The organism is Arthrobacter sp. SlRoot2-15, assembly GCF_059739345.1.
This window is the reverse complement of record NZ_AP046058.1, coordinates 1,389,742-1,407,244: the sequence shown is the minus strand read 5'-3', so window position 1 is coordinate 1,407,244 and position 17,503 is coordinate 1,389,742. Positions and strand designations below refer to the sequence as shown.

The 17,503-nt window shown below is 68.2% G+C and carries 17 protein-coding genes, 1 tRNA gene and 1 other RNA gene; 10 read left to right on the top strand and 9 right to left on the bottom strand.

The window, feature by feature from the left end; translation table 11 throughout:
• Positions 1 to 11: 11 nt before the first annotated feature.
• Positions 12 to 108, bottom strand: an RNA gene (gene ffs, locus AC6I9V_RS06335) — signal recognition particle sRNA small type.
• 385 nt (positions 109 to 493) lie between these two features.
• On the opposite strand from ffs, the gene AC6I9V_RS06330 reads away from it, so the two are divergent.
• Positions 494 to 578, top strand: a tRNA-Ser gene (locus AC6I9V_RS06330).
• Positions 579 to 793: 215 nt separating this feature from the next.
• On the opposite strand, the gene AC6I9V_RS06325 is transcribed toward AC6I9V_RS06330, so the two are convergent.
• Positions 794 to 1,705 (bottom strand): oxygenase MpaB family protein, encoded by a 912-nt coding sequence (locus AC6I9V_RS06325; protein WP_497898749.1) that lies wholly within the window; start codon positions 1,703 to 1,705, stop codon positions 794 to 796.
• Positions 1,706 to 2,017: 312 nt separating this feature from the next.
• Between AC6I9V_RS06325 and AC6I9V_RS06320 the strand changes: the two genes are divergently transcribed.
• From AC6I9V_RS06320 to AC6I9V_RS06305, 4 genes are all read left to right on the top strand, one after another.
• The gene (locus tag AC6I9V_RS06320; protein WP_497898748.1) at positions 2,018 to 3,331 is read left to right on the top strand and encodes a M23 family metallopeptidase; all 1,314 of its coding nucleotides are present in this window, start codon (positions 2,018 to 2,020) and stop codon (positions 3,329 to 3,331) included.
• A gap of 104 nt (positions 3,332 to 3,435) precedes the next feature.
• Complete coding sequence (locus tag AC6I9V_RS06315) at positions 3,436 to 3,921, top strand: glutathione peroxidase (RefSeq protein WP_349413604.1); 486 nt, start codon at positions 3,436 to 3,438, stop codon at positions 3,919 to 3,921.
• A 264-nt stretch (positions 3,922 to 4,185) separates the two neighbouring features.
• Positions 4,186 to 5,397: a formaldehyde dehydrogenase, glutathione-independent gene (gene fdhA, locus AC6I9V_RS06310; RefSeq protein WP_349413605.1), complete on the top strand. Its 1,212-nt coding sequence runs from the start codon at positions 4,186 to 4,188 to the stop codon at positions 5,395 to 5,397.
• A 207-nt stretch (positions 5,398 to 5,604) separates the two neighbouring features.
• Complete coding sequence (locus AC6I9V_RS06305) at positions 5,605 to 6,549, top strand: phosphodiesterase (RefSeq protein WP_497898747.1); 945 nt, start codon at positions 5,605 to 5,607, stop codon at positions 6,547 to 6,549.
• 64 nt (positions 6,550 to 6,613) lie between these two features.
• Here the strand turns inward: AC6I9V_RS06305 and AC6I9V_RS06300 are convergent, their stop codons facing one another.
• Positions 6,614 to 8,254 carry a stealth family protein gene (locus AC6I9V_RS06300; RefSeq protein ID WP_497898746.1) on the bottom strand — a complete coding sequence of 547 codons (1,641 nt, stop codon included), beginning with the start codon at positions 8,252 to 8,254 and terminating at the stop codon, positions 6,614 to 6,616.
• A gap of 64 nt (positions 8,255 to 8,318) precedes the next feature.
• Positions 8,319 to 9,230: a hypothetical protein gene (locus AC6I9V_RS06295; protein WP_497898745.1), complete on the bottom strand. Its 912-nt coding sequence runs from the start codon at positions 9,228 to 9,230 to the stop codon at positions 8,319 to 8,321.
• Between the two features lie 141 nt (positions 9,231 to 9,371).
• Here AC6I9V_RS06295 and AC6I9V_RS06290 point away from each other — a divergent pair, with 141 nt between their 5' ends.
• Together AC6I9V_RS06290 and AC6I9V_RS06285 are read left to right on the top strand one after the other, a co-directional pair.
• Entirely contained in the window at positions 9,372 to 9,671 is a 300-nt protein-coding gene (locus AC6I9V_RS06290; protein WP_175322235.1) for a type II toxin-antitoxin system VapB family antitoxin, read from the top strand.
• Positions 9,664 to 10,344 (top strand): LytR C-terminal domain-containing protein, encoded by a 681-nt coding sequence (locus AC6I9V_RS06285; protein ID WP_497898744.1) that lies wholly within the window; start codon positions 9,664 to 9,666, stop codon positions 10,342 to 10,344. Before AC6I9V_RS06290 ends, AC6I9V_RS06285 begins: the two co-directional genes overlap by 8 nt.
• A 44-nt stretch (positions 10,345 to 10,388) precedes the next feature.
• Here AC6I9V_RS06285 and AC6I9V_RS06280 read toward each other — a convergent pair whose 3' ends face one another.
• On the bottom strand, positions 10,389 to 11,027 hold the full coding sequence (locus AC6I9V_RS06280) for a TetR/AcrR family transcriptional regulator (protein WP_497898743.1): 639 nt from the start codon (positions 11,025 to 11,027) through the stop codon (positions 10,389 to 10,391).
• A gap of 200 nt (positions 11,028 to 11,227) precedes the next feature.
• Here AC6I9V_RS06280 and AC6I9V_RS06275 point away from each other — a divergent pair, with 200 nt between their 5' ends.
• Complete coding sequence (locus tag AC6I9V_RS06275) at positions 11,228 to 11,485, top strand: hypothetical protein (protein WP_497898742.1); 258 nt, start codon at positions 11,228 to 11,230, stop codon at positions 11,483 to 11,485.
• A 43-nt stretch (positions 11,486 to 11,528) separates the two neighbouring features.
• Here AC6I9V_RS06275 and AC6I9V_RS06270 read toward each other — a convergent pair whose 3' ends face one another.
• On the bottom strand, positions 11,529 to 12,254 hold the full coding sequence (locus tag AC6I9V_RS06270) for a DsbA family oxidoreductase (protein WP_497898741.1): 726 nt from the start codon (positions 12,252 to 12,254) through the stop codon (positions 11,529 to 11,531).
• 72 nt (positions 12,255 to 12,326) lie between these two features.
• Positions 12,327 to 12,863, bottom strand: a complete 537-nt coding sequence (locus AC6I9V_RS06265) for a GNAT family N-acetyltransferase (RefSeq protein WP_497898740.1) — start codon at positions 12,861 to 12,863, stop codon at positions 12,327 to 12,329.
• A gap of 153 nt (positions 12,864 to 13,016) precedes the next feature.
• Between AC6I9V_RS06265 and AC6I9V_RS06260 the strand changes: the two genes are divergently transcribed.
• A complete protein-coding gene (locus AC6I9V_RS06260; RefSeq protein ID WP_497898739.1) occupies positions 13,017 to 14,204 on the top strand; it encodes an MFS transporter in 1,188 nt (395 codons plus the stop codon).
• Between the two features lie 42 nt (positions 14,205 to 14,246).
• On the opposite strand, the gene map is transcribed toward AC6I9V_RS06260, so the two are convergent.
• Positions 14,247 to 15,029 (bottom strand): type I methionyl aminopeptidase, encoded by a 783-nt coding sequence (gene map, locus AC6I9V_RS06255; RefSeq protein WP_497898738.1) that lies wholly within the window; start codon positions 15,027 to 15,029, stop codon positions 14,247 to 14,249.
• Positions 15,030 to 15,095: 66 nt separating this feature from the next.
• Between map and AC6I9V_RS06250 the strand changes: the two genes are divergently transcribed.
• Entirely contained in the window at positions 15,096 to 15,395 is a 300-nt protein-coding gene (locus AC6I9V_RS06250; RefSeq protein ID WP_497898737.1) for a helix-turn-helix domain-containing protein, read from the top strand.
• Between the two features lie 260 nt (positions 15,396 to 15,655).
• On the opposite strand, the gene aceB is transcribed toward AC6I9V_RS06250, so the two are convergent.
• A complete protein-coding gene (gene aceB / locus AC6I9V_RS06245; RefSeq protein WP_497898736.1) occupies positions 15,656 to 17,320 on the bottom strand; it encodes a malate synthase A in 1,665 nt (554 codons plus the stop codon).
• Positions 17,321 to 17,503 lie beyond the last annotated feature (183 nt).

The following is a 17,503-nucleotide window of genomic DNA, read 5'->3' as shown; positions in this document are numbered from 1 at the left end:
TCGGCTCAGACATAAAAGACCCCCCATGCACCCGCCAGAGCCCATTTACCCTTGCTACCTTCCGGTCCTGGGGGAGTTCAACAGGATGACGCCACATGAGGGGCCGACGACTACTTTACCCGACGATCGGGTGTGCCCCGAATCCGGCTCATTGGGCTTGGGTGGCCCGACGGACATGCCCATCCTTCGGGGGAGGTTGGCCGGAGGGCGAAGGGTTGGACATGCCCGTCTTTCGAGCCATGGAGTGGGCATATTGGGGCTATGTCCAACCTGTGCCGTGAGCGCCGGACATGTCCATCCCGCGTCGGAGGCTGGCCGGACGGCGAAGGGTTGGGCATGCCTATTCTTCGAGCCGTGGAGTGGGCATATGCCGATTATGTCCAATGCCCGCCGTGAGCGCTGGACATGTCCGGTGGCGGCAGCCGGCGGGCTGAATTGGGCGAAGCCGGGAATGTCAGGTAGTCTAGTATCTGCTTTTGATTCAGAAGCTACTGGAGAATTCGCCTAGCGGCCTATGGCGCACGCCTGGAACGCGTGTTGGGTTAACGCCCTCGGGGGTTCAAATCCCCCATTCTCCGCGCTTGGCCCCGGTCCCTTGGACCGGGGCCTTTTTGCTTAACCCAGAATGCGCTACGGATTCGGACCCGCGCGGCCCGGATCCGGGGAGCGCCCGTCTGAAACCGCAGCGGAACCCCGCCGCCGCCACCGGAGCAGGCCGGGCCAGGCCTGCTCCGGCCTGGCCCCGGTTAGCCTGGCCCCGGTTGGCCCGGCCAGACCCTGCTAACCTGCCTAGCTAACCCCGGTACCCCAGGCGGCGAAGCCGTTGGCGGGCGGCCTGTTCGCTGGGGCCAACCCTGCCCAGGGCAAGATGGACGACGCCGAGCGTGGCCTTCGTCGCCAGCTTTACCGGCAGCGGGAATGGCCCCAGCCGTGCGGGCCGCAGCCCCAGCATGTCCCGGTATTTGGGCTCGAGGCTGGCCACCGCCGCAGCGAACAGCACCCGATATCCGGGCCTGAGGACCGGGTGAAGCGGGGGATCGCGGATGAAGGCCACGGTTTCAGCGACCTTGTCCCCGGAACTCAGTTCGCCGTCGTCGTACCAGCGTTCGAGCTGCCGGCGCATCTCCGCTTCGCTCAGCGGCGGCGTCTCGACCCCCATCAGTCTTCCCGCCTGCGCCCATTCGCGCACATAGGCGTCCGGGCCGCCCGGGATCGGCCTGCCCCAGAGCTTGTGCGCGGACAGGAAGGCATCGGTAAAGGCGATGTGCACCCAGCGGAGCAGTTCCGGGTCGTTCGCCGCGTAGGGCCGGCGCACCCCGTGGCCGTCGAGGTAGTCCCCGCGCACCGACTCGTGCACACGCAACACCCAGCCGGAGGCGGCACGGGCCGCATCGGTGGACCCGTAGGTGACGGTGAAGATCCACCGGATGGTCCCGGCGAGCCGGCCCAACGGGTCTTCGCGGAAGCGGGAATGGTCGTGCACACCGGCCAGCGCGCCGGGGTGCAGCGCCTGCATCAGCAGTGCACGGATGCCGGCGACAATCGTTGGCATGTCCCCGTGCACGGCCCAGACGGCGGACCCGGGAAGGTGATAGCCGGCGTCGTCGCCGTCGGCCAGCCGGGGCACCCATTCCGGCACTGCATCCCTGGTCCCGGTGAACGTCTGCTTGAGCTCGGCCTGCCACTGCCTGAGGACATTGCGCATACTCCTATTCTTACCCGGCCCGGGCCGGGTCCTACGCGCTTGCCTGCGGGGCGCTACTGGGACGACACCCAAGTCGCCGAACGGTGACCGGAAGATGCCGCGGAGTCACCGGAAACCGAGGATTTCGGAGGTTCACAGACCCGGTCGATTGTGTTCCCATAGGAGGGTGAGTCCGTCGAGATTGGGGTCTGGCGGACAGAATGCAGGAGTCACGTCGTGGGAAAACACTGGGGAAACTCAACGAGTGAGCTGTCCAAAACTGCAAGGGTAGTCCGCCGCGCCCTCGCGGCGACAACAGGCCTTAGCCTGGCCGTGCTTGTCTTTGGTTCCCCCGCGCCAGCTGGAACCTCCGCGCGGGAAGCGCCGCAGCCGACGCTGGCCACGGGGTCGGTGGGACCGGGACTCCTGGAGCCCGGGAGTACCGCGTCGGATGTCGGGGCGCCTGCCCCGGCTGCTCCCGATGCGTTGACCGCGGACGCCCGCGCCCTCGTTTCCTTCGCCCGGACCACGGTGCAGACTGCGTCCAAGGAAGGCAAGGTCGAGCTCCGTGTGGCCTCGGCTGGGCTGTCGCGTCCGCCCAAAGGCTTCCTGATGGCTCCGCTCGAAGTGCTCGTGGAATCGTCCCCGTTCGGCCTGCGCACCAGTCCGCTGACCGGAACCGCCGGGGAATTCCACTGGGGCCAGGACTTTGCCGCCCCATGCGGAACCCTGGTGTATTCGGCCGACGCCGGGGTGGTCCGGGCGGTCGGATGGCATCCCTGGGGTGGCGGAAACCGGGTGGAAATCGACCACGGCAACGGCCTGATCACCACGTACAACCATCTGGAAGGCATCGCCGTGAAGAAGGGCGAATCGGTGGGCGTGGACGAGGTCATTGCCAAGGTCGGCACAACAGGCTCCTCAACCGGCTGCCACCTCCACTTCGAAACGATCGTGAACGGCTCGCACACCAACCCGCTGGACTGGCAGTTCCTGCCCACCCGCCAAGTGGACCGGCTCGATGACATCCAGATGGTCAGCTACAGCCCGGACGCCGGCACCACGGACAGCACCGGTACGGACTGGGCGGTCCCCGTCACCGAAAACCGTCCCCGGGCAGTGACCGGCGGGGTGCAGGAGTCACCTGTTTCCGCGGTCAAGGGATCGGCGACGACGACGGCCCCGCTGGCGGGAACCACGCCGACGCCGTCCGAGACCGCGACGCCATCCGGGACGCCGACGCCGACGCCGACCGAGACCGCGACGCCATCCGAGACCGCGACGCCATCCGGGACGCGGACGCCGACGCCGACGCCGACCGAGACCGCGACGCCCACCGTGACGCCGACGCCGACCGAGACCGCGACGCCCACCGTCACGCCGACGACAACGCCCACCACGACGGCTGCGGCGCCCGCCGCCACCGTCACGCCGGTGCCGGTGCCGACGCCGACGGTGACCGAACCGTCGTCGGCCCCCGCCGCCGCGGTGACGCAGCCGGCCACCGCGCCGGCCACCGCGCCGGCCACCGCGCCCTCCACAGCGCCCGCGACCGCGCCGGCGCCGACCGTGACGGCGACCCCGCAGGAGACGGCCGCGACGGAGCCGACAGCATCCCTGGCGCCCACCGCCTCGCCGACGCCGTAACCAGGCCGAAATCCGCGGCAGCGCCCGCACCCATACGGGGGCGCCCCGGCGTCGAATCACAGGGTGAACTGCCCCCTGCACCCGAACCCGCGAGGAAACTCCCCATGACAGCCCTGCACTCCATCCCGCTGACCCTCAACGACGGCACCGAAACGGACTTTGGCCGTTTCCGGGGCCAAGTGGTGCTGGTGGTTAACGTGGCCTCCCAGTGCGGCTTCACGCCGCAGTACGCCGGCCTGGAGGCCCTCCACAACAAGTTCCGCGAGGAAGGTTTCACGGTTCTCGGCGTCCCCTGCAACCAGTTCGCCGGGCAGGAGCCGGGCGCGGACGACGAGATCGCGGAGTTCTGCCAGCGCAACTTCGGGGTGACGTTCCCGCTTACCACCAAGGCGGACGTCCGGGGCCGGCGCCAGCACCCGCTCTACGCCCGGCTGACCAAGTTCAAGAACGGCCTGCTGCCGGGGCTGGTGAAGTGGAACTTCGAAAAGTTCCTGGTCAACCGCGACGGCGAGATCGTCGCCCGCTTCGCCCCCACCGTCGAGCCCGACTCGCCGGAGGTCATCGAGGCGGTCCGGCAGGCCCTCGCCTGAGCCCCGCCTGGGCATCCCCCTGCCCCGCCTGGCGGCGCTTCCGGTAAGACCGCCGGAAGCGCAAGGGGACAACGGACCCTATTTGTAAGCATGCTTCCGGCCTAGACTGACGAAACCCTCCAACATTCCGGCCTCACCCGCGGCGCGAACGCGTCCGCCCGTTGGCAGCGCAGCCGACGCAGGCCAGTGGAGGGCGCATCAGCAAGCTTCGTGAATCACAACTGGGCACTCAGCATTGGGGTCCGTGAAACCAGGAGGAAAGTGATGACAGGAAACAAAGCCGTTGCCTACAAGGGGCCAGGAAAAGTCGAACTGATCGACATCGACTACCCCACCTTCGAGCTCAAAGACGGCCCGGGGGTCAACCCCGCCAACGTGGGCCGTTCGGTGCGCCATGGCGTAATCCTCAAAACCGTTGCCACGAACATCTGCGGCTCAGACCAGCACATGGTCCGCGGCCGTACCACCGCCCCTACCGACCTGGTGCTCGGCCACGAAATCACCGGCGAGGTCGTGGAAGTGGGCCCGGACGTCGAATTCATCAAGGTGGGGGACATCTGTTCCGTCCCCTTCAACATCGCCTGCGGACGCTGCCGGAACTGCAAGGAGCGCAAGACCGGCATCTGCCTGAACGTCAACCCCGACCGCCCGGGAAGCGCCTACGGGTACGTGGACATGGGCGGCTGGGTCGGCGGCCAGGCCAACTACGTGCTGGTCCCATATGCGGATTGGAACCTGCTGAAGTTCCCGGACCGGGACCAGGCCCTCGAGAAGATCATGGACCTGACCATGCTCTCGGATATCTTCCCCACCGGCTTCCACGGCGCCGTCACTGCCGGCGTCGGCGTCGGTTCCACTGTTTATGTTGCCGGGGCCGGCCCGGTTGGGCTGGCGGCCGCAACAAGCGCGCAGCTGCTGGGCGCTGCCGTCGTCATTGTCGGTGACATGAACGAGGACCGGCTGAAGCAGGCACGCAGCTTCGGGTGCGAGACGGTCGACTTGTCCAAGGGCGGCCCGGCGGACCAGATCGAGCAAATCCTCGGCGTGCCCGAGGTCGACTGCGGCGTGGACGCCGTCGGCTTCGAGGCCAAGGGCCACGGCCACGACGCAAAGGAAGCGCCGGCGACCGTGCTGAACTCCCTGATGGAACTCACCGCGGCGGGCGGCGCGCTCGGCATTCCCGGGCTCTACGTCACCGGCGACCCGGGCGGGGTGGACGAGGCAGCCAAGAAGGGTGCCCTCTCCCTCAGCCTGGGCACCGGCTGGGCGAAATCGCTGAGCTTCACCACGGGGCAGTGCCCGGTGATGAAGTACAACCGCGGGTTGATGATGGCGATCCTGCACGACCGGGTCCACATCGCCAAAAACGTCAACGCCAAGTCGATCACCCTGGAGGACGCACCGAAGGGCTACGCCGAGTTCGACGCCGGCGCCGCAACGAAGTATGTGCTCAATCCGAACGGCTACCTGAGCTAGCCGCCAACCGACCGAGTAATCCACTTTCCGGCGGACACCAACCTACATATGCCAGAGTAGGTATGTGTCCGCCGGAACACCCGATTATTGCCTTTTTCCAAACATGCCTACTTGAGTTTGCACATTGCTGTCCGAATGTCTGGTTGGATAGATATTACTGAGAGGGACGCTGGAGACATCTGCCTCCACCCAACCAGGAAGGTTGCAATGGAGCTCATCGAGGCCGAGCACCCCCGGCCACGGCATTTTCTACTCCACTTGAGCGATCCGCATTTGCTGGGAGGCCCGGATCCTCTGCACGGTGTGGTGGACAGCGACTCCCGGCTCAGACAACTTTTCGAGCAGGTCCGCGCCTCCGGCGCGCGCCCTGAAGCCGTCGTGTTCACCGGCGATCTGGCCGACCGCGGCGAAGCGGAGGCGTATGCGAAGCTCCGCACCATCGTCGACCCGGCCTGCAAGGCGATGGGCGCCAAGGTCATCTGGGCGATGGGCAACCACGACGACCGGGCCAACTTCCGCACCGGGCTCCTGGACCAGCCGGCCGACGACGCCCCCGTGGACCACAGCTACTTCATCGACGGCCTGCGGATCATCACCCTGGACACCTCGGTGCCGGGCTTCCACCACGGTGAACTCAGCCCGGCGCAGCTGGAATGGCTCGCCGCTGAACTCGCCACCCCGGCGCCCGACGGAACCATCCTGGCCCTGCACCACCCGCCGGTGCCCTCCGTGCTGGACCTGGCCGTGCTGGTTGAACTCCGCGGCCAATCGGCTCTCGCCGGCGTGCTGCGCAACTCCGACGTGCGCACCATCCTGGGCGGCCACCTGCACTATTCGACGTCGGCCACCTTCGCCGGCATCCCCGTCTCGGTTGCGTCGGCCACCTGCTACACGCAGGACCTGAATGTGCCCGTGGGCGGAAGCCGGGGCCGGGACAGCGGGCAGTCCTTCAACCTGGTCCACGTCTACGAGCACACGATCGTGCACTCCGTGGTGCAAGTGGGGGACACCCTGCCGGCGGTGGGCGAGTTCGTCACCGCGGAGGAAACCCAGCGGCGGATTGCCGCCGCAGGCATCCGGATCCCGGCCCAGGCGCGGCCGGAGGACCCGGCGAAGGCATCCCGGGACCGCCGGATGACGACGCTCAACTAGCCGCCCGCGGTTCCCGCCGCAACGGTTCCCGCTGTGAGGGGCAGCGCCGTGACAGGCCGCGCCGCTACTTTTCCCAGGGCGCCTTGATCGGGAAGTACTTCTCCAGGAACTCCGTCACGAGTTCGGCGCGCTCCTCGGCCGGTACCTCCGGGAAACTTCCGTCGTTGAGGCAGAAGAAGTCCATGTTCCGCTTCGAGAGCAGCTTGGGCAGGTAGTTCAGGCCGGCCCGCGCCGTGGTGTCCACGTACCTCACCTTCGCCGCCGTCTGGGTCACGGCCCGGCCGGTCAGCAGCGCGTAGTAGTGGTAGAACGAATTCGTCACCGAGATGTTGTCCGCGCCGCGGAACCTGCTGGCCGCCGTCTTCGCGAACTCGTCCGGGAACTCCTGCTCCATCCGGGCCACCACGCTGCGCCGGAGCGGCGCGGCGGTGTGTTCGAGATGGCGGGTGGTGATCCGGCCGAAACGGTCCCAGAGCAGCTTCCGGTTCACCCGCGCCGCGTTTTCGAAGCCGCTGCGCTCCGCGGCGTTGTCGCCGAGGCCGATGCGCGTTTCCGCCTCGATGAACTTGGTGATCCCGCCCGGGGTGAAGAACATGTCCGGCCGCACGGCACGGCCAAAGAACATGTCGTCATTGGAATACAGGAAATGTTCGGACAGGCCCTCGATGTGGTGGAGCTGGGACTCAACCGCCTGGGAATTGTGCGTCGGCAGCACCGAAGGATCGGCGAAGAACTCCTCGCTGCGCACGATCGTGACGCTCGGGTGGTCCGCGAGCCAGGACGGGGCGGGGGAGTCCGTGGCGATGAAGATCCGCCGAATCCACGGCGCGAACATGTAGACCGAGCGCAGCGCGTACTTCAGTTCGTTGATCTGGCGGAAGCGGGCCTCGTGGTCATCGCCCTCGCCCACGGTGACGCCCGCCATCCGGGCCCGGCGGGCGGCGATGTACTCGGGGGAGCTGCCGTCGACCCAGGAGAACACCAGATCGATATCGAAGTTGATGTCGCTGGCATGGTCGGCGAACATGTTCTCGATGGTGGGCCAGGTGTGGCCGTAGCGTTCCACGGTGCCGCGGACCGCGTCCTGCGCCAGCAGGGTCCGCCGGGTCAGCGAGTTTTCGATCGGCAGGATCAGCTGGTCGCCCTCGAAGCTCCAGAGCTCCAGCTGGACCCCGGCCGAGGCGCCGAACTCGAGGCCGCCCTCCAGTTCCACCCGGGGCCGGTACAGCCGGAAGATGCGGCCCTGGCGGTTCGGCGACAGCTCTCCGTCGGCCACGAGCACCGAGGACTTCTTCTTGGCGTCCACGGTCATTGAGTAGAACGGCTCGTCCCGGCAGGCCTCGACCAGGGCGGCGCGCAGCTCCCGGCGGTTCTTCCAGTCCACCGCAATGACCGGACGGTCGTTGTTGCCGCGGACTAGCAGGTAGTCCAAGTTGGCCCCGGCCAGCACCGAGCGCAGGAACAACAGGTCCTCAACCATGGCCTGGTACGGCGTGCGGTTGTCATTGATCAGCGCATACCGGCCGTGCCGGCGCACCACGTCGGGGCGGGTGCGGAACCTGGCGACGGCGGCCGCCGAAGTTACCTCCGCGTGGGCGTGGTCCTCGTCGCCGGCCTGGCTGCCGTAGTAAATCTCGTCCTGGATCAATGCGTCTGAAATGTCGTTTCTCCGAGCTGTGGAAGGTGCGTGGATCTTTAACTGCATGATATCGCGGGGCACAAAAACGCCCGCTAAACCGGCGTCCCGGCCGAGAAAACCAGCCGGAAAATCAGCCGGCCAGGGCGGCGCGCCAGTGGCTTAGGAACGCCGCGCCGGCGTCGTCGTGGATGACCTCGGCGCCCAGGCCCAGGTCGGCGGCGGTCAGGACCGCGTAGGGCTTGACCGGAATGCCGTCGGCGGGACGGACGTCCACGTGCTTCACCGGGTGGTCGTTGTGGTGCAGCCAGTCGGCCATGGCGTAGTCCGTGCGCGAGTCGCCGACGGTCCGCCAGGCCTGCGGGGTGATGCCCTGGGCCGCCAGCAGCTCGACGGCGCGGCTGGCGCCCAGGTCCTTGCCCAGCCGGACGGATTCGATGTCGGTGGAGATGATGGTGGGGTCCACACGATAGTCGACCTGGTCGTCGCTGTCCGGGGCGTGGTGGTCCAGCCGCACCACCCCCAGGCCGTGGCGGCGCATCAGGTCCATGGCGTCGGCATCGAACAGTGCCTGTTCCTCGCGGTAGTCGGAGTTGGCGACGGCGACGTGCTGCTCCACGGAGACCATGGCCAGCTTGGTCTCGTCGTAGAACATGTGGCTGGCGTAGTCCTCCGCCACGAGCCGGCGCACGTCGTCGCCGAACGCGGTGGGGATGGCGAGGGCCCGGTCCACATGGACAGGGCCGGGCCCGGCGGCGGTGTAGCTGAACCACACCGCGCCCTTCTCGCAGATGGCGTGGATGAGGAGCCCCGCCGGCATTCCGGCGGCGATCATCGGCTCCATCACCTGCTCGCGGATGAAGGCGTCCGAACGGCCGGTGTTGAAGATGACCGGAATCCCGGCGGACGCCAGGGCAAGGAGGTCCGCGATGATGCCGGGCTGGACGGTGCGGGTCTGCGGGCTCGCCACCGGACCGTCGACGTCGAGCAGCAGCGCCAGCGGCGGGGCCGAGGGCGGCAGGGCAGAGGTCTCGGGTGCAGTCATGCCCCCATTCTCTCAGCCGGGACGCCGGTTCGCCCCGGCCGTTACGGCAACGGAGTGACAAATGGTCACTGTTTGGCCACAACCTCCGGCGCCGTGGCCTCTGTGATTCCCCTGGCCAGGGATCTTCCATAGGCTTGCATGGTGATCTTTAAAGCTGTGGGCGAGGGACGCCCGTACCCCGACCATGGTTTCAACACGCCCAAGGACTGGGCGGCACTGCCGCCGCGCCCGGTCCGGCTCGACGAACTCGTGACCACCAAGCGCACCCTCGACCTCGAGGCCCTGCTGGCCGAGGACTCGACCTTCTTCGGGGACCTGTTCCCGCACGTGGTGGAGTTCCGCGGCGTGCTCTATCTCGAGGACGGGCTGCACCGTGCAGTCCGCACCGCACTGCACCAGCGCACCGCGATCCACGCCCGCGTCCTGGTGATAAATGGCTAGGACGCCAAAGGACCCGACTGTCCTGCACGGGCACCACGTCATCACCGGCCCCGAGCTGCGGGCCACGTTCGTGGAGCAGGACGAGCTGGAAAACCCGGTGCGGATGCGACGGCGGATCCTGCACGGGGTGGTCCTGGTGCTCCTGGTTGGCCTGGTCACCGCCGCCATTGTGGTGGCCCTCGCCATCATGAACGGCCAAATCAAGATCCCGACGGCGGAACGAAGCCAGGCGGCCGCGTCGCAGTGCCCGGATGCGTCGTTCGACTACACACCGCACGACAAGATCAACCTCAACGTCTACAACTCGACAAGCCGCCCGGGGCTGGCCCGGACGGTGGCCGATGAGTTTGTGGCCCGCAAGTTCGTGGTGGGTGCGGTGGGCAACACCCAGTCCGGTTACCGCGGGGTGGCGCTCGTAGTATCCGGTGCCGCCGGCCAGTCCGCGGCGTTCAGCGTCCAGCGCAACCTACCTGGCTCGGACTACGTCCAGGACGGCCGCAGCGACCCGAGCGTGGACGTCATCATCACCGGCGACTTCAAGGACCTGGCCAAACCGGAACTCGTGGACCAGACGCCCGGCAAGCTCAGCTGCCCGCGGGAAACGCGCCGCGTCGTGGACGACCCCAAGTGGCCAGTCGTGCCGACCCTCGTGCCGCCCAGCCCGAAACCCTGAGCCGCCGCCGCGTTTCCGGCTGAACGGTCCGACGCCGAACGCGGCTACGCGGCGCTGCGGAGGGGGTGGCCGGCGTCGTCGAACCTGGCACCGGCGCCCAGCTGGATGAACCGCACCGTCCGGGCGATCCGTGCTTCCGCCTCCGGCTCCGCGCCGGCCCCGTCGCCCCGGGCGGCGCTTGAGGAGAGAGTGCCGTGGATGAGCTGGGCGAGCTGGGTGATGTCCGCCTCGGGAAGGAACCCCTGTGCCATGCCGTCGCGCAGGATGCCCTGGAGCAGGAGGCTGAGTTCGCCCACATGGTCCGCCAGTTTGGCGAAGGACGCCGGGGACAGGACGGCGCCCATGGCCGGGCCCGGCGGCAGGTGCCGCCGGCTCAGGTCGGCCACCTGCGCGCGCACATAAAGGGCCAGGCGCTCCACCGGGTTCTCCAGCGACGCGAGCGAATCACGCAGCTCGACCAGGAAGCGCTCGGTCTCATCCAGGGCGTAGGCGATGAGCAGTTCTTCAATGTCCGCGTAGTAGTTGTAGACGGCCGTGCGGCCGATCCGGGCGTGCCGGGCGACGTCGGTCATGGTCAGGCCCGGCAGCCCGTGCGTGAAGAGCAGTTCGCCGAAGGCGGTCAGGATGCGGCGCTGCGTCTCGGCACGTTGGGCGGCGTTGCTCGCGGCCGAAATCCTGGGCATACGGACACTTTAGTCCCATCTGTCAGTAAAAGCGGCCAGGTTCCGGCCCGGGTGGCGGGGCAGTCCCGCGGTAGCCCTCCCGCGCCTCGATCTTCCCGACGCGAGAACCTCACACCCCGGAAACCCGGGCGAAACATCGCCCGGGCATGCTGGTGGCAACGGCTCCCCGACGGCGGGGCGCCGAGGGGGAGGAACTGGCAATGGATGCGAATGGCACGACGATCCGGACGTGCGAGGAACTGGCCGCGGGGGACCAGATCGAGGCGTGGCACAACGGCAAGCTGTTCCACCGCGGACGGGTCATGCAGACCATCCCGCTGATGGAACTGTTCTGGATCCTGGACGCCCGGACCGGTGCCCGGAAGCTGCTCGATGTCGAGGCGCTGGACATTGTCCGGTGCGCCGCGACGCCGGGCCTCGGGGCGGACGCCCCGGCCGGCCTGGCGCAGCCCGCCTAGGTTACGGGCTGGCTGGCGGCGGCCCGGGCCTCAGCCCGGGGCTTCAGACGGCGCAGCCGTCCGGGCCACACGCACCGGCGTCCGCGCCGGCGTCCGCTCCGGCGTCGGCTCCGGCGTCGGCCATCACGAGCGGGTGGCTTTCCTGCCAGGCCTGGTCGAGGGCCGCGCTGAAGGTTTCCGCGGGCTGGGCGCCCGAGAGCCCGTATTTGCGGTCGATCACGAAGAACGGCACTCCGCTGATGCCGAGGGCGCGGGCCTCCGCGAAGTCGTGCCGGACGTCGTCGGCGTACTTGTCCGAGCCGAACAGCTCGTCCAGTTCGCCGGCGCCAATCCCGAGGTCGAGGCCGAGCGAGGTGAGGTAATCGCGGCTGCCGATGTCCTTGCCGTGCTCGAAGTGGTCGCTGAGCAGCCGTTCCTTCGCCGCGTCCTGCTTCCCGTGGGCCGCGGCGAGGTGGATCAGGCGGTGCGCGGTGAAGCTGTTGGCCACCACGACGGCGTCGAAACGGTAGGTGAGGCCCTCGGCGCCTGCCAGGGAGGCCACGTGCTCGAACATGCCGGCGACCTGATCAGGGGCCATGCCCTTGCGGGTGCTCAGGTAGTCCAGTTCGGTGCCGTCGTAGTGCTCCGGCAGGGAGGGATCCAGCTGGAAGCTGCGCCACTGCACCTCGACCTCGTCGCGGTGCGGGAACGCCGCGAGGGCGGTTTCAAAGCGGCGCTTGCCGATGTAGCACCAGGGGCAGGCCACGTCGGACCAGATCTCAATCTTCATGCTGGCGACAACCGCGCACGCGCCCGGACCATTCCCGCACCCCGTTCGCGCGTTCGCGCGTGGGGGACCGCGTCAGGGGGCGATCGGGCGTTCCATCACGAAGTCGTGTTCCACGGTGGCCCCCAGCGTGAATGACTTCGTGCCGACTTTCCGGAAGCCCGACTTCTCATAGAACCTGATGGCCCGGGCATTCTGGCTGTTGACGCCGAGCCAGAGGCCGGCGGCGCCCATGCCCTCTGCCGCGGCCACGCTGGCGTGCATGAGTTCGGCCGCTGCGCCGATCCCGTGATGGTCGGGGTGGACGTAGCACTTGCTCAGCTCCACACTCCGCCCACCGCCCAGGGCCGCGGCCACCTCGGCATCCTGCGTGCGCCTGTCCACGAGCAGGCTGTAGCCGCGAAGCTCCCCGCCGGCGTCGATGACAAGGACCGTGACATCCGGATCGGCGAGGTAGCCGCGGAAGTTGGCTTCGCTGAGCGTGTTGGCCAGGTGCGCGGCGATGTCCTCGGGCCGGGATTCCGGCGGGCAGGCGAGCGGGAAGGTGACGGCGGCGAGTTCGGCCAGCGCGGCGGCGTCGTCGGCGGTGGCCGGCCGGATCAGGTGCGTCATGCCAAGAACCCTAGTCCGCTGGCCGGGGGCCCGCAGTTCGTGAAGCCCAGGCCGTCATGTTCCGGAGGCGTCGCGCGGGCCGCGGCGGCCCGTGATAGCAATGGGACTAATGAAAACATATTTCTGCTCCGCCGCTGGGCCGCGGATCGCCGGATGAACGCGGCGGTGAAGAGCCCGCGTGGCTGGCTGTTGATGATCGCGATCGGACTGATCGCCCTCAACATGCGCGGCCCGTTCGTCGCGGTGGCTCCCGTAGTCGGCGACATGCGGCGCGACTTGGGCTTCTCGCCGGTCGAAATCGGCTTCCTGACCGGCATCCCGGTGCTCTGCTTCGCGCTCGCCGCGCCGCTGGCCTCGCTCACCGGCCGGAAACTGGGCCCGGAGTTCGCCATCACGCTCACCCTGCTGGGCGTGCTCCTCGGCGTCGTGGTCCGTTCCGCGGACGGCGGCGCGCTGGTGATGCTGGGCACCGTGATCCTGGGCGTCGCCATTACGATCGGCAATATCGTGGTCCCGCTGATCATCCGGCGCGACTTCAGCCCGTCGCAACAGGGCGCAGCCATGGGCACCTACACTGCCGCGCTGAACATCGGGTCCTTTGCCACGTCCATGATCACGGCTCCGCTGGCGGAACTGCTGGGCTGGCGTCCGGCGATCGCGGCGTGCGCGCTCTTCGCGCTCGCGGCGGGCGCCGTGTGGGTGCTGGCCGTCGGGGCCCGTTCCTTCCGGCCCGAGGCGATCCCGGGGACGGATCCCACCCGGGCAGCGGGTCGGCCGGCCTCGCGCTGGATCACCGTGGCGCTGACCGCGGGCTTCGCCGGCCAGGCGTTCTCCTACTACGGCGTGACCGCATGGCTGCCCAGCCTGCTCGCCGACGAGCTGGGCCTGGCGCCGTCGGCGGCCGGGGCCGGCTCCTCACTGTTCCAGATCCTGGCGATCGCCGGCGGCCTGGGCGTACCGCTCGCGGCGCGCTTCGCCAGCACGACGGCGGTGGGCCTCGCCCTGGGGGCGCTGTGGCTGACGGTGCCCGTGGGACTGCTGCTGGCCCCCGAGCTGTGGTGGCTCTGGTCATCATTCGGCGGGGTGGCGCAGGGCGGCGGCATCACCCTGATCTTTATTGCGATCATCCGGCTGGCCCGCGACCAGGCATCGGCGGGCCGGATGTCCGCCGTCGTCCAGGGCGCCGGCTACAGTTTCGGCGCCGTGGCCCCCACGCTGCTGGGCTACGTGCACGGCGTCTCGGACTCGTGGACCGGGCCGCTGCTGATGATCCTGGGGTCCGTGGCCCTGTTCATCCTCGGCTGTGCGCTGTCCCTGCGCCACATCCCCAAGGCGCACTAGCCGGTCCACAGAACCCGTGCTCGCCGGTCCGCGTTTCCGGTGTCACGGGTGCGGCCGCGTAGGCAGGGTGAGGATTTCGGCTCCATCGTCGGTGATGGCGATTGTGTGCTCGCTGTGAGCGGTCCGGCAGCCGGTGGCACTGCGGAGTGTCCACCCGTCGTCGTCCGTGATGAGTTCTGCGGTGTTGGCCATGACCCATGGTTCCAGGGCGAGCAATAGTCCGGGGCGAACGGTGTAGCCGCGGCCGGGCCGTCCGGTGTTCGGAACGTGCGGGTCCTGGTGCATCGTCGACCCGATGCCATGTCCCCCGAACTCGGTGTTGATCGGATATCCCGCCGCGCCGAGGACCGCCCCGATCGCATGGGAGATATCGCCGATCCGGGCCCCGGGCACGGCGGCCGCGATCCCTGCGCTCAAGGCGCGCTCGGTCGCCTCGATCATGGCGACACTTCCGGCCGGTTTTGATGCGCCCACGATGAAGCTGATGGCAGAGTCTGCCGCGACGCCCTGCCTGGCGACGGCGAGGTCGAGGGTCAACAGGTCGCCGTCGGCCAGGGTGTAGTCGTGGGGGCGACCATGGAGCACGGCGTCGTTGACGCCCGTGCAGATGTAGTGGCCGAACGGCCCGCGCCCGAACGACGGCGCGTAATCGACATAGCAGGACTGCGCGCCGGCCTCGGCAGTCATGGTCGCGGCCCACCGGTCGATGTCCAAGAGATTCGTGCCGACAGTGCTCCGTGCCTTGAGGGACTGCAGGATGTCGGCGACGAGGGCGCCGGTTTCTCTTGCCCGGGCCAATTCGGCTGGGTTCAGGATCTCAATCATGCGGAGCCTTTCACTGGTTTCCAATAACTATACCGGCCATATTATCCCGGTACTATAATCGGAACCATGGTCAGGTTGCCCCTTACATCCGAAGAGGTCGAGCGCGGACAGCGCCTCGGCGCCCTGTTGCGCCGCGCGAGGGGGGAGCGCCCCATGCTCGAGACCGCTCTGGCGGCGCGCGTTTCACCCGAGACTCTTCGGAAAATCGAGACGGGCCGGGTGGCGACGCCGGCATTTCCCACCATTGCGGCCATCGCCGACGTCCTGGGTCTGTCCCTCGACGATGTGTGGGGCGAGATCAGCCGGCCCGATCCTGACGTTGAACTGCCCGGCCCCGACGCCGGACGGCAGCGGTTGGCCTCCTAGACCCCGAAAGCGCGAACGGACACTTGAGGCCCATATTTTCCGAGAAAACATGGGCCTCAAGTGTCCGTTCGCGCATCGGTGTCGGGTGATGGGTGACGGGGGAGGGTGTTCCGTTGCCGGGCTGCCGCCCCGGATCTCGGGGAGCCTGTTGCGAAGGGCGTGGCAGCCCGGCGGACGGAAATCTGGGGGCCGGGACCGGGTGCCGTCAGGGGCACCCGGTCCCGGGCTGCGGGGGTTAGGCCGCGGTTCAGTCCGCGGGCTTAGGCCGCTACGAGGTCAGCGGCGTCGATCGCGGTGTCGGCGCCGTCGCGGGCCTCGTGCAGGTAACGGTCGTATGCCGGGAGCGTCAGGAAGGCGGGGAACTCGTTGCTGAGCGTGACCTCCTCGAAGATGTCCCTGGCGTCGGAGAAACGGTCGCCCTCGAAGCGTTCCAGCTTGGCGAACTCCTCGTCCAGCATGTCCTCGACCCATTCGTGCGTGATCACATCGCCAGCGTCCGTGATGGCCCGGGCGAAGATCCACTGCCACAGCTGCGAGCGGGAGATCTCCGCGGTGGCGGCGTCCTCCATCAGGTTGTGGATGGCCACCGCACCGTTGCCGCGTAGCCAGGATTCGATGTAGCGGATGCCGACCTCGATGTTGATCCGCACACCGCGTTCGGTAATCGTGCCGGTGGTGGAGGCGATGTCGATCAGGGCGCGGTCATCGGGGGTGACGTCCTCGCGGAGGCGGTCCAGCTGGTCCGTGCGGTCGCCCAGGACGCCGTCGAACACCTCGCGGCAGACCGGCACCAAGTCCGGGTGCGCCACCCAGGAGCCGTCGAAGCCGTCGGCGGCGTCGCGGGTCTTGTCGGCACGGACCTTCTCCAGGGCGATGGCGTTGGCCGCCTCGTCCTTGCGGTTGGGAACGGCCGCGGCCATCCCGCCGATCGCCATGGCGCCGCGCTTGTGGCAGGCGCGCACCAGCTGTTCGGTGTAGGCCCGCATGAACGGCTGGGTCATGGTGACCTGGTCGCGGTCCGGCAGGACAAAGCGCGGGCCTCGGGTGCGGAAGTTCTTGATCAGCGAGAAGATGTAGTCCCAGCGGCCGGCGTTCAGACCCGCGGCATGCTCGCGCAGTTCGAAGAGGATCTCCTCCATCTCGAACGCTGCCGTGATGGTTTCGATCAGCACTGTTGCGCGGATGGTGCCCTGCGGGATGCCGAGCAGGTCCTGGGCCAGGATGAAGATGTCGTTCCACAGCCTTGCCTCGAGGTGGTTCTCGATCTTCGGCAGGTAGAAGTAAGGCCCCTTGCCCTGCGCGATCAGGCGGCGGGCGTTGTGGTAGAAGTACAACCCGAAGTCCACGATGCCGCCGGCCACCGGGGTGCCGTCGATGAGCATGTGCTTCTCCGGCAGGTGCCAGCCGCGGGGCCGGACCACGATGGTGGGCAGCTCCTCGGCGGCGCGGAGCTTGTATTCCTTGCCTTCCGGGGTGGTGAAGTCGATCCGGCGTTCCAGTACGTCGGTGAGGTTCAGCTGGCCTTGGATGACGTTGCGCCACGACGGCGTGGAGGCGTCCTCCATATCCGCCAGCCAGACCTTGGCGCCGGAGTTCAGCGCGTTGATGGCCATCTTCTTGTCCACCGGGCCGGTGATCTCGACGCGGCGGTCGGTCAGGCCCGGCGCCGGGGGAGCGACGCGCCACTCGGGGTCGTTCCGGATGGCGGCCGTCTCGGGTAGGAAACGCGGGTCCTGGCCCCGGGTGATCTGCTGGCGGCGTTCCCGCCGTGCCTGCAGCAGCTCCTGCCGCCGTCCCGCCGTCGCCTTGTGCAGCTTGGCCACAAACGCCAGCGCGTCCGGCGTCAGGATCTCGCTCTGCCGGCAAATCGGCTGGGCCGTCAACGTAACCCCGTTGATCGTGAAGTTGTCAGTGAAGCTGTTCATTTCAAATCTCCTTAGCGAAGAAGCAAGTTCGACGGCGGGTGCAGTTTGGGGCCGAAAAAGGCAATCCTCCGAGTGCTATTCCCCATCCCCGCCTTGGACCTCGCAGAGCTCGGTCAGGCGGGGACAGGGCCCCTTTTACGCACGCTTCCGGATCACCTTTCCCGGCCCCCGATGTCGCCGGCA

Coding starts and splice junctions, on each gene's coding strand:
- AC6I9V_RS06285 (WP_497898744.1), top strand. CDS start 9,664: ATGGCTAGGACGCCAAAGGACCCGACTGTCCTGCACGGGCACCACGTC.
- fdhA (WP_349413605.1), top strand. CDS start 4,186: ATGACAGGAAACAAAGCCGTTGCCTACAAGGGGCCAGGAAAAGTCGAA.
- AC6I9V_RS06315 (WP_349413604.1), top strand. CDS start 3,436: ATGACAGCCCTGCACTCCATCCCGCTGACCCTCAACGACGGCACCGAA.
- AC6I9V_RS06305 (WP_497898747.1), top strand. CDS start 5,605: ATGGAGCTCATCGAGGCCGAGCACCCCCGGCCACGGCATTTTCTACTC.
- map (WP_497898738.1), bottom strand. CDS start 15,029: ATGATTGAGATCCTGAACCCAGCCGAATTGGCCCGGGCAAGAGAAACC.
- AC6I9V_RS06260 (WP_497898739.1), top strand. CDS start 13,017: ATGAACGCGGCGGTGAAGAGCCCGCGTGGCTGGCTGTTGATGATCGCG.
- AC6I9V_RS06295 (WP_497898745.1), bottom strand. CDS start 9,230: ATGACTGCACCCGAGACCTCTGCCCTGCCGCCCTCGGCCCCGCCGCTG.
- AC6I9V_RS06325 (WP_497898749.1), bottom strand. CDS start 1,705: ATGCGCAATGTCCTCAGGCAGTGGCAGGCCGAGCTCAAGCAGACGTTC.
- AC6I9V_RS06280 (WP_497898743.1), bottom strand. CDS start 11,027: ATGCCCAGGATTTCGGCCGCGAGCAACGCCGCCCAACGTGCCGAGACG.
- AC6I9V_RS06275 (WP_497898742.1), top strand. CDS start 11,228: ATGGATGCGAATGGCACGACGATCCGGACGTGCGAGGAACTGGCCGCG.
- AC6I9V_RS06300 (WP_497898746.1), bottom strand. CDS start 8,254: ATGCAGTTAAAGATCCACGCACCTTCCACAGCTCGGAGAAACGACATT.
- AC6I9V_RS06265 (WP_497898740.1), bottom strand. CDS start 12,863: ATGACGCACCTGATCCGGCCGGCCACCGCCGACGACGCCGCCGCGCTG.
- aceB (WP_497898736.1), bottom strand. CDS start 17,320: ATGAACAGCTTCACTGACAACTTCACGATCAACGGGGTTACGTTGACG.
- AC6I9V_RS06270 (WP_497898741.1), bottom strand. CDS start 12,254: ATGAAGATTGAGATCTGGTCCGACGTGGCCTGCCCCTGGTGCTACATC.
- AC6I9V_RS06250 (WP_497898737.1), top strand. CDS start 15,096: ATGGTCAGGTTGCCCCTTACATCCGAAGAGGTCGAGCGCGGACAGCGC.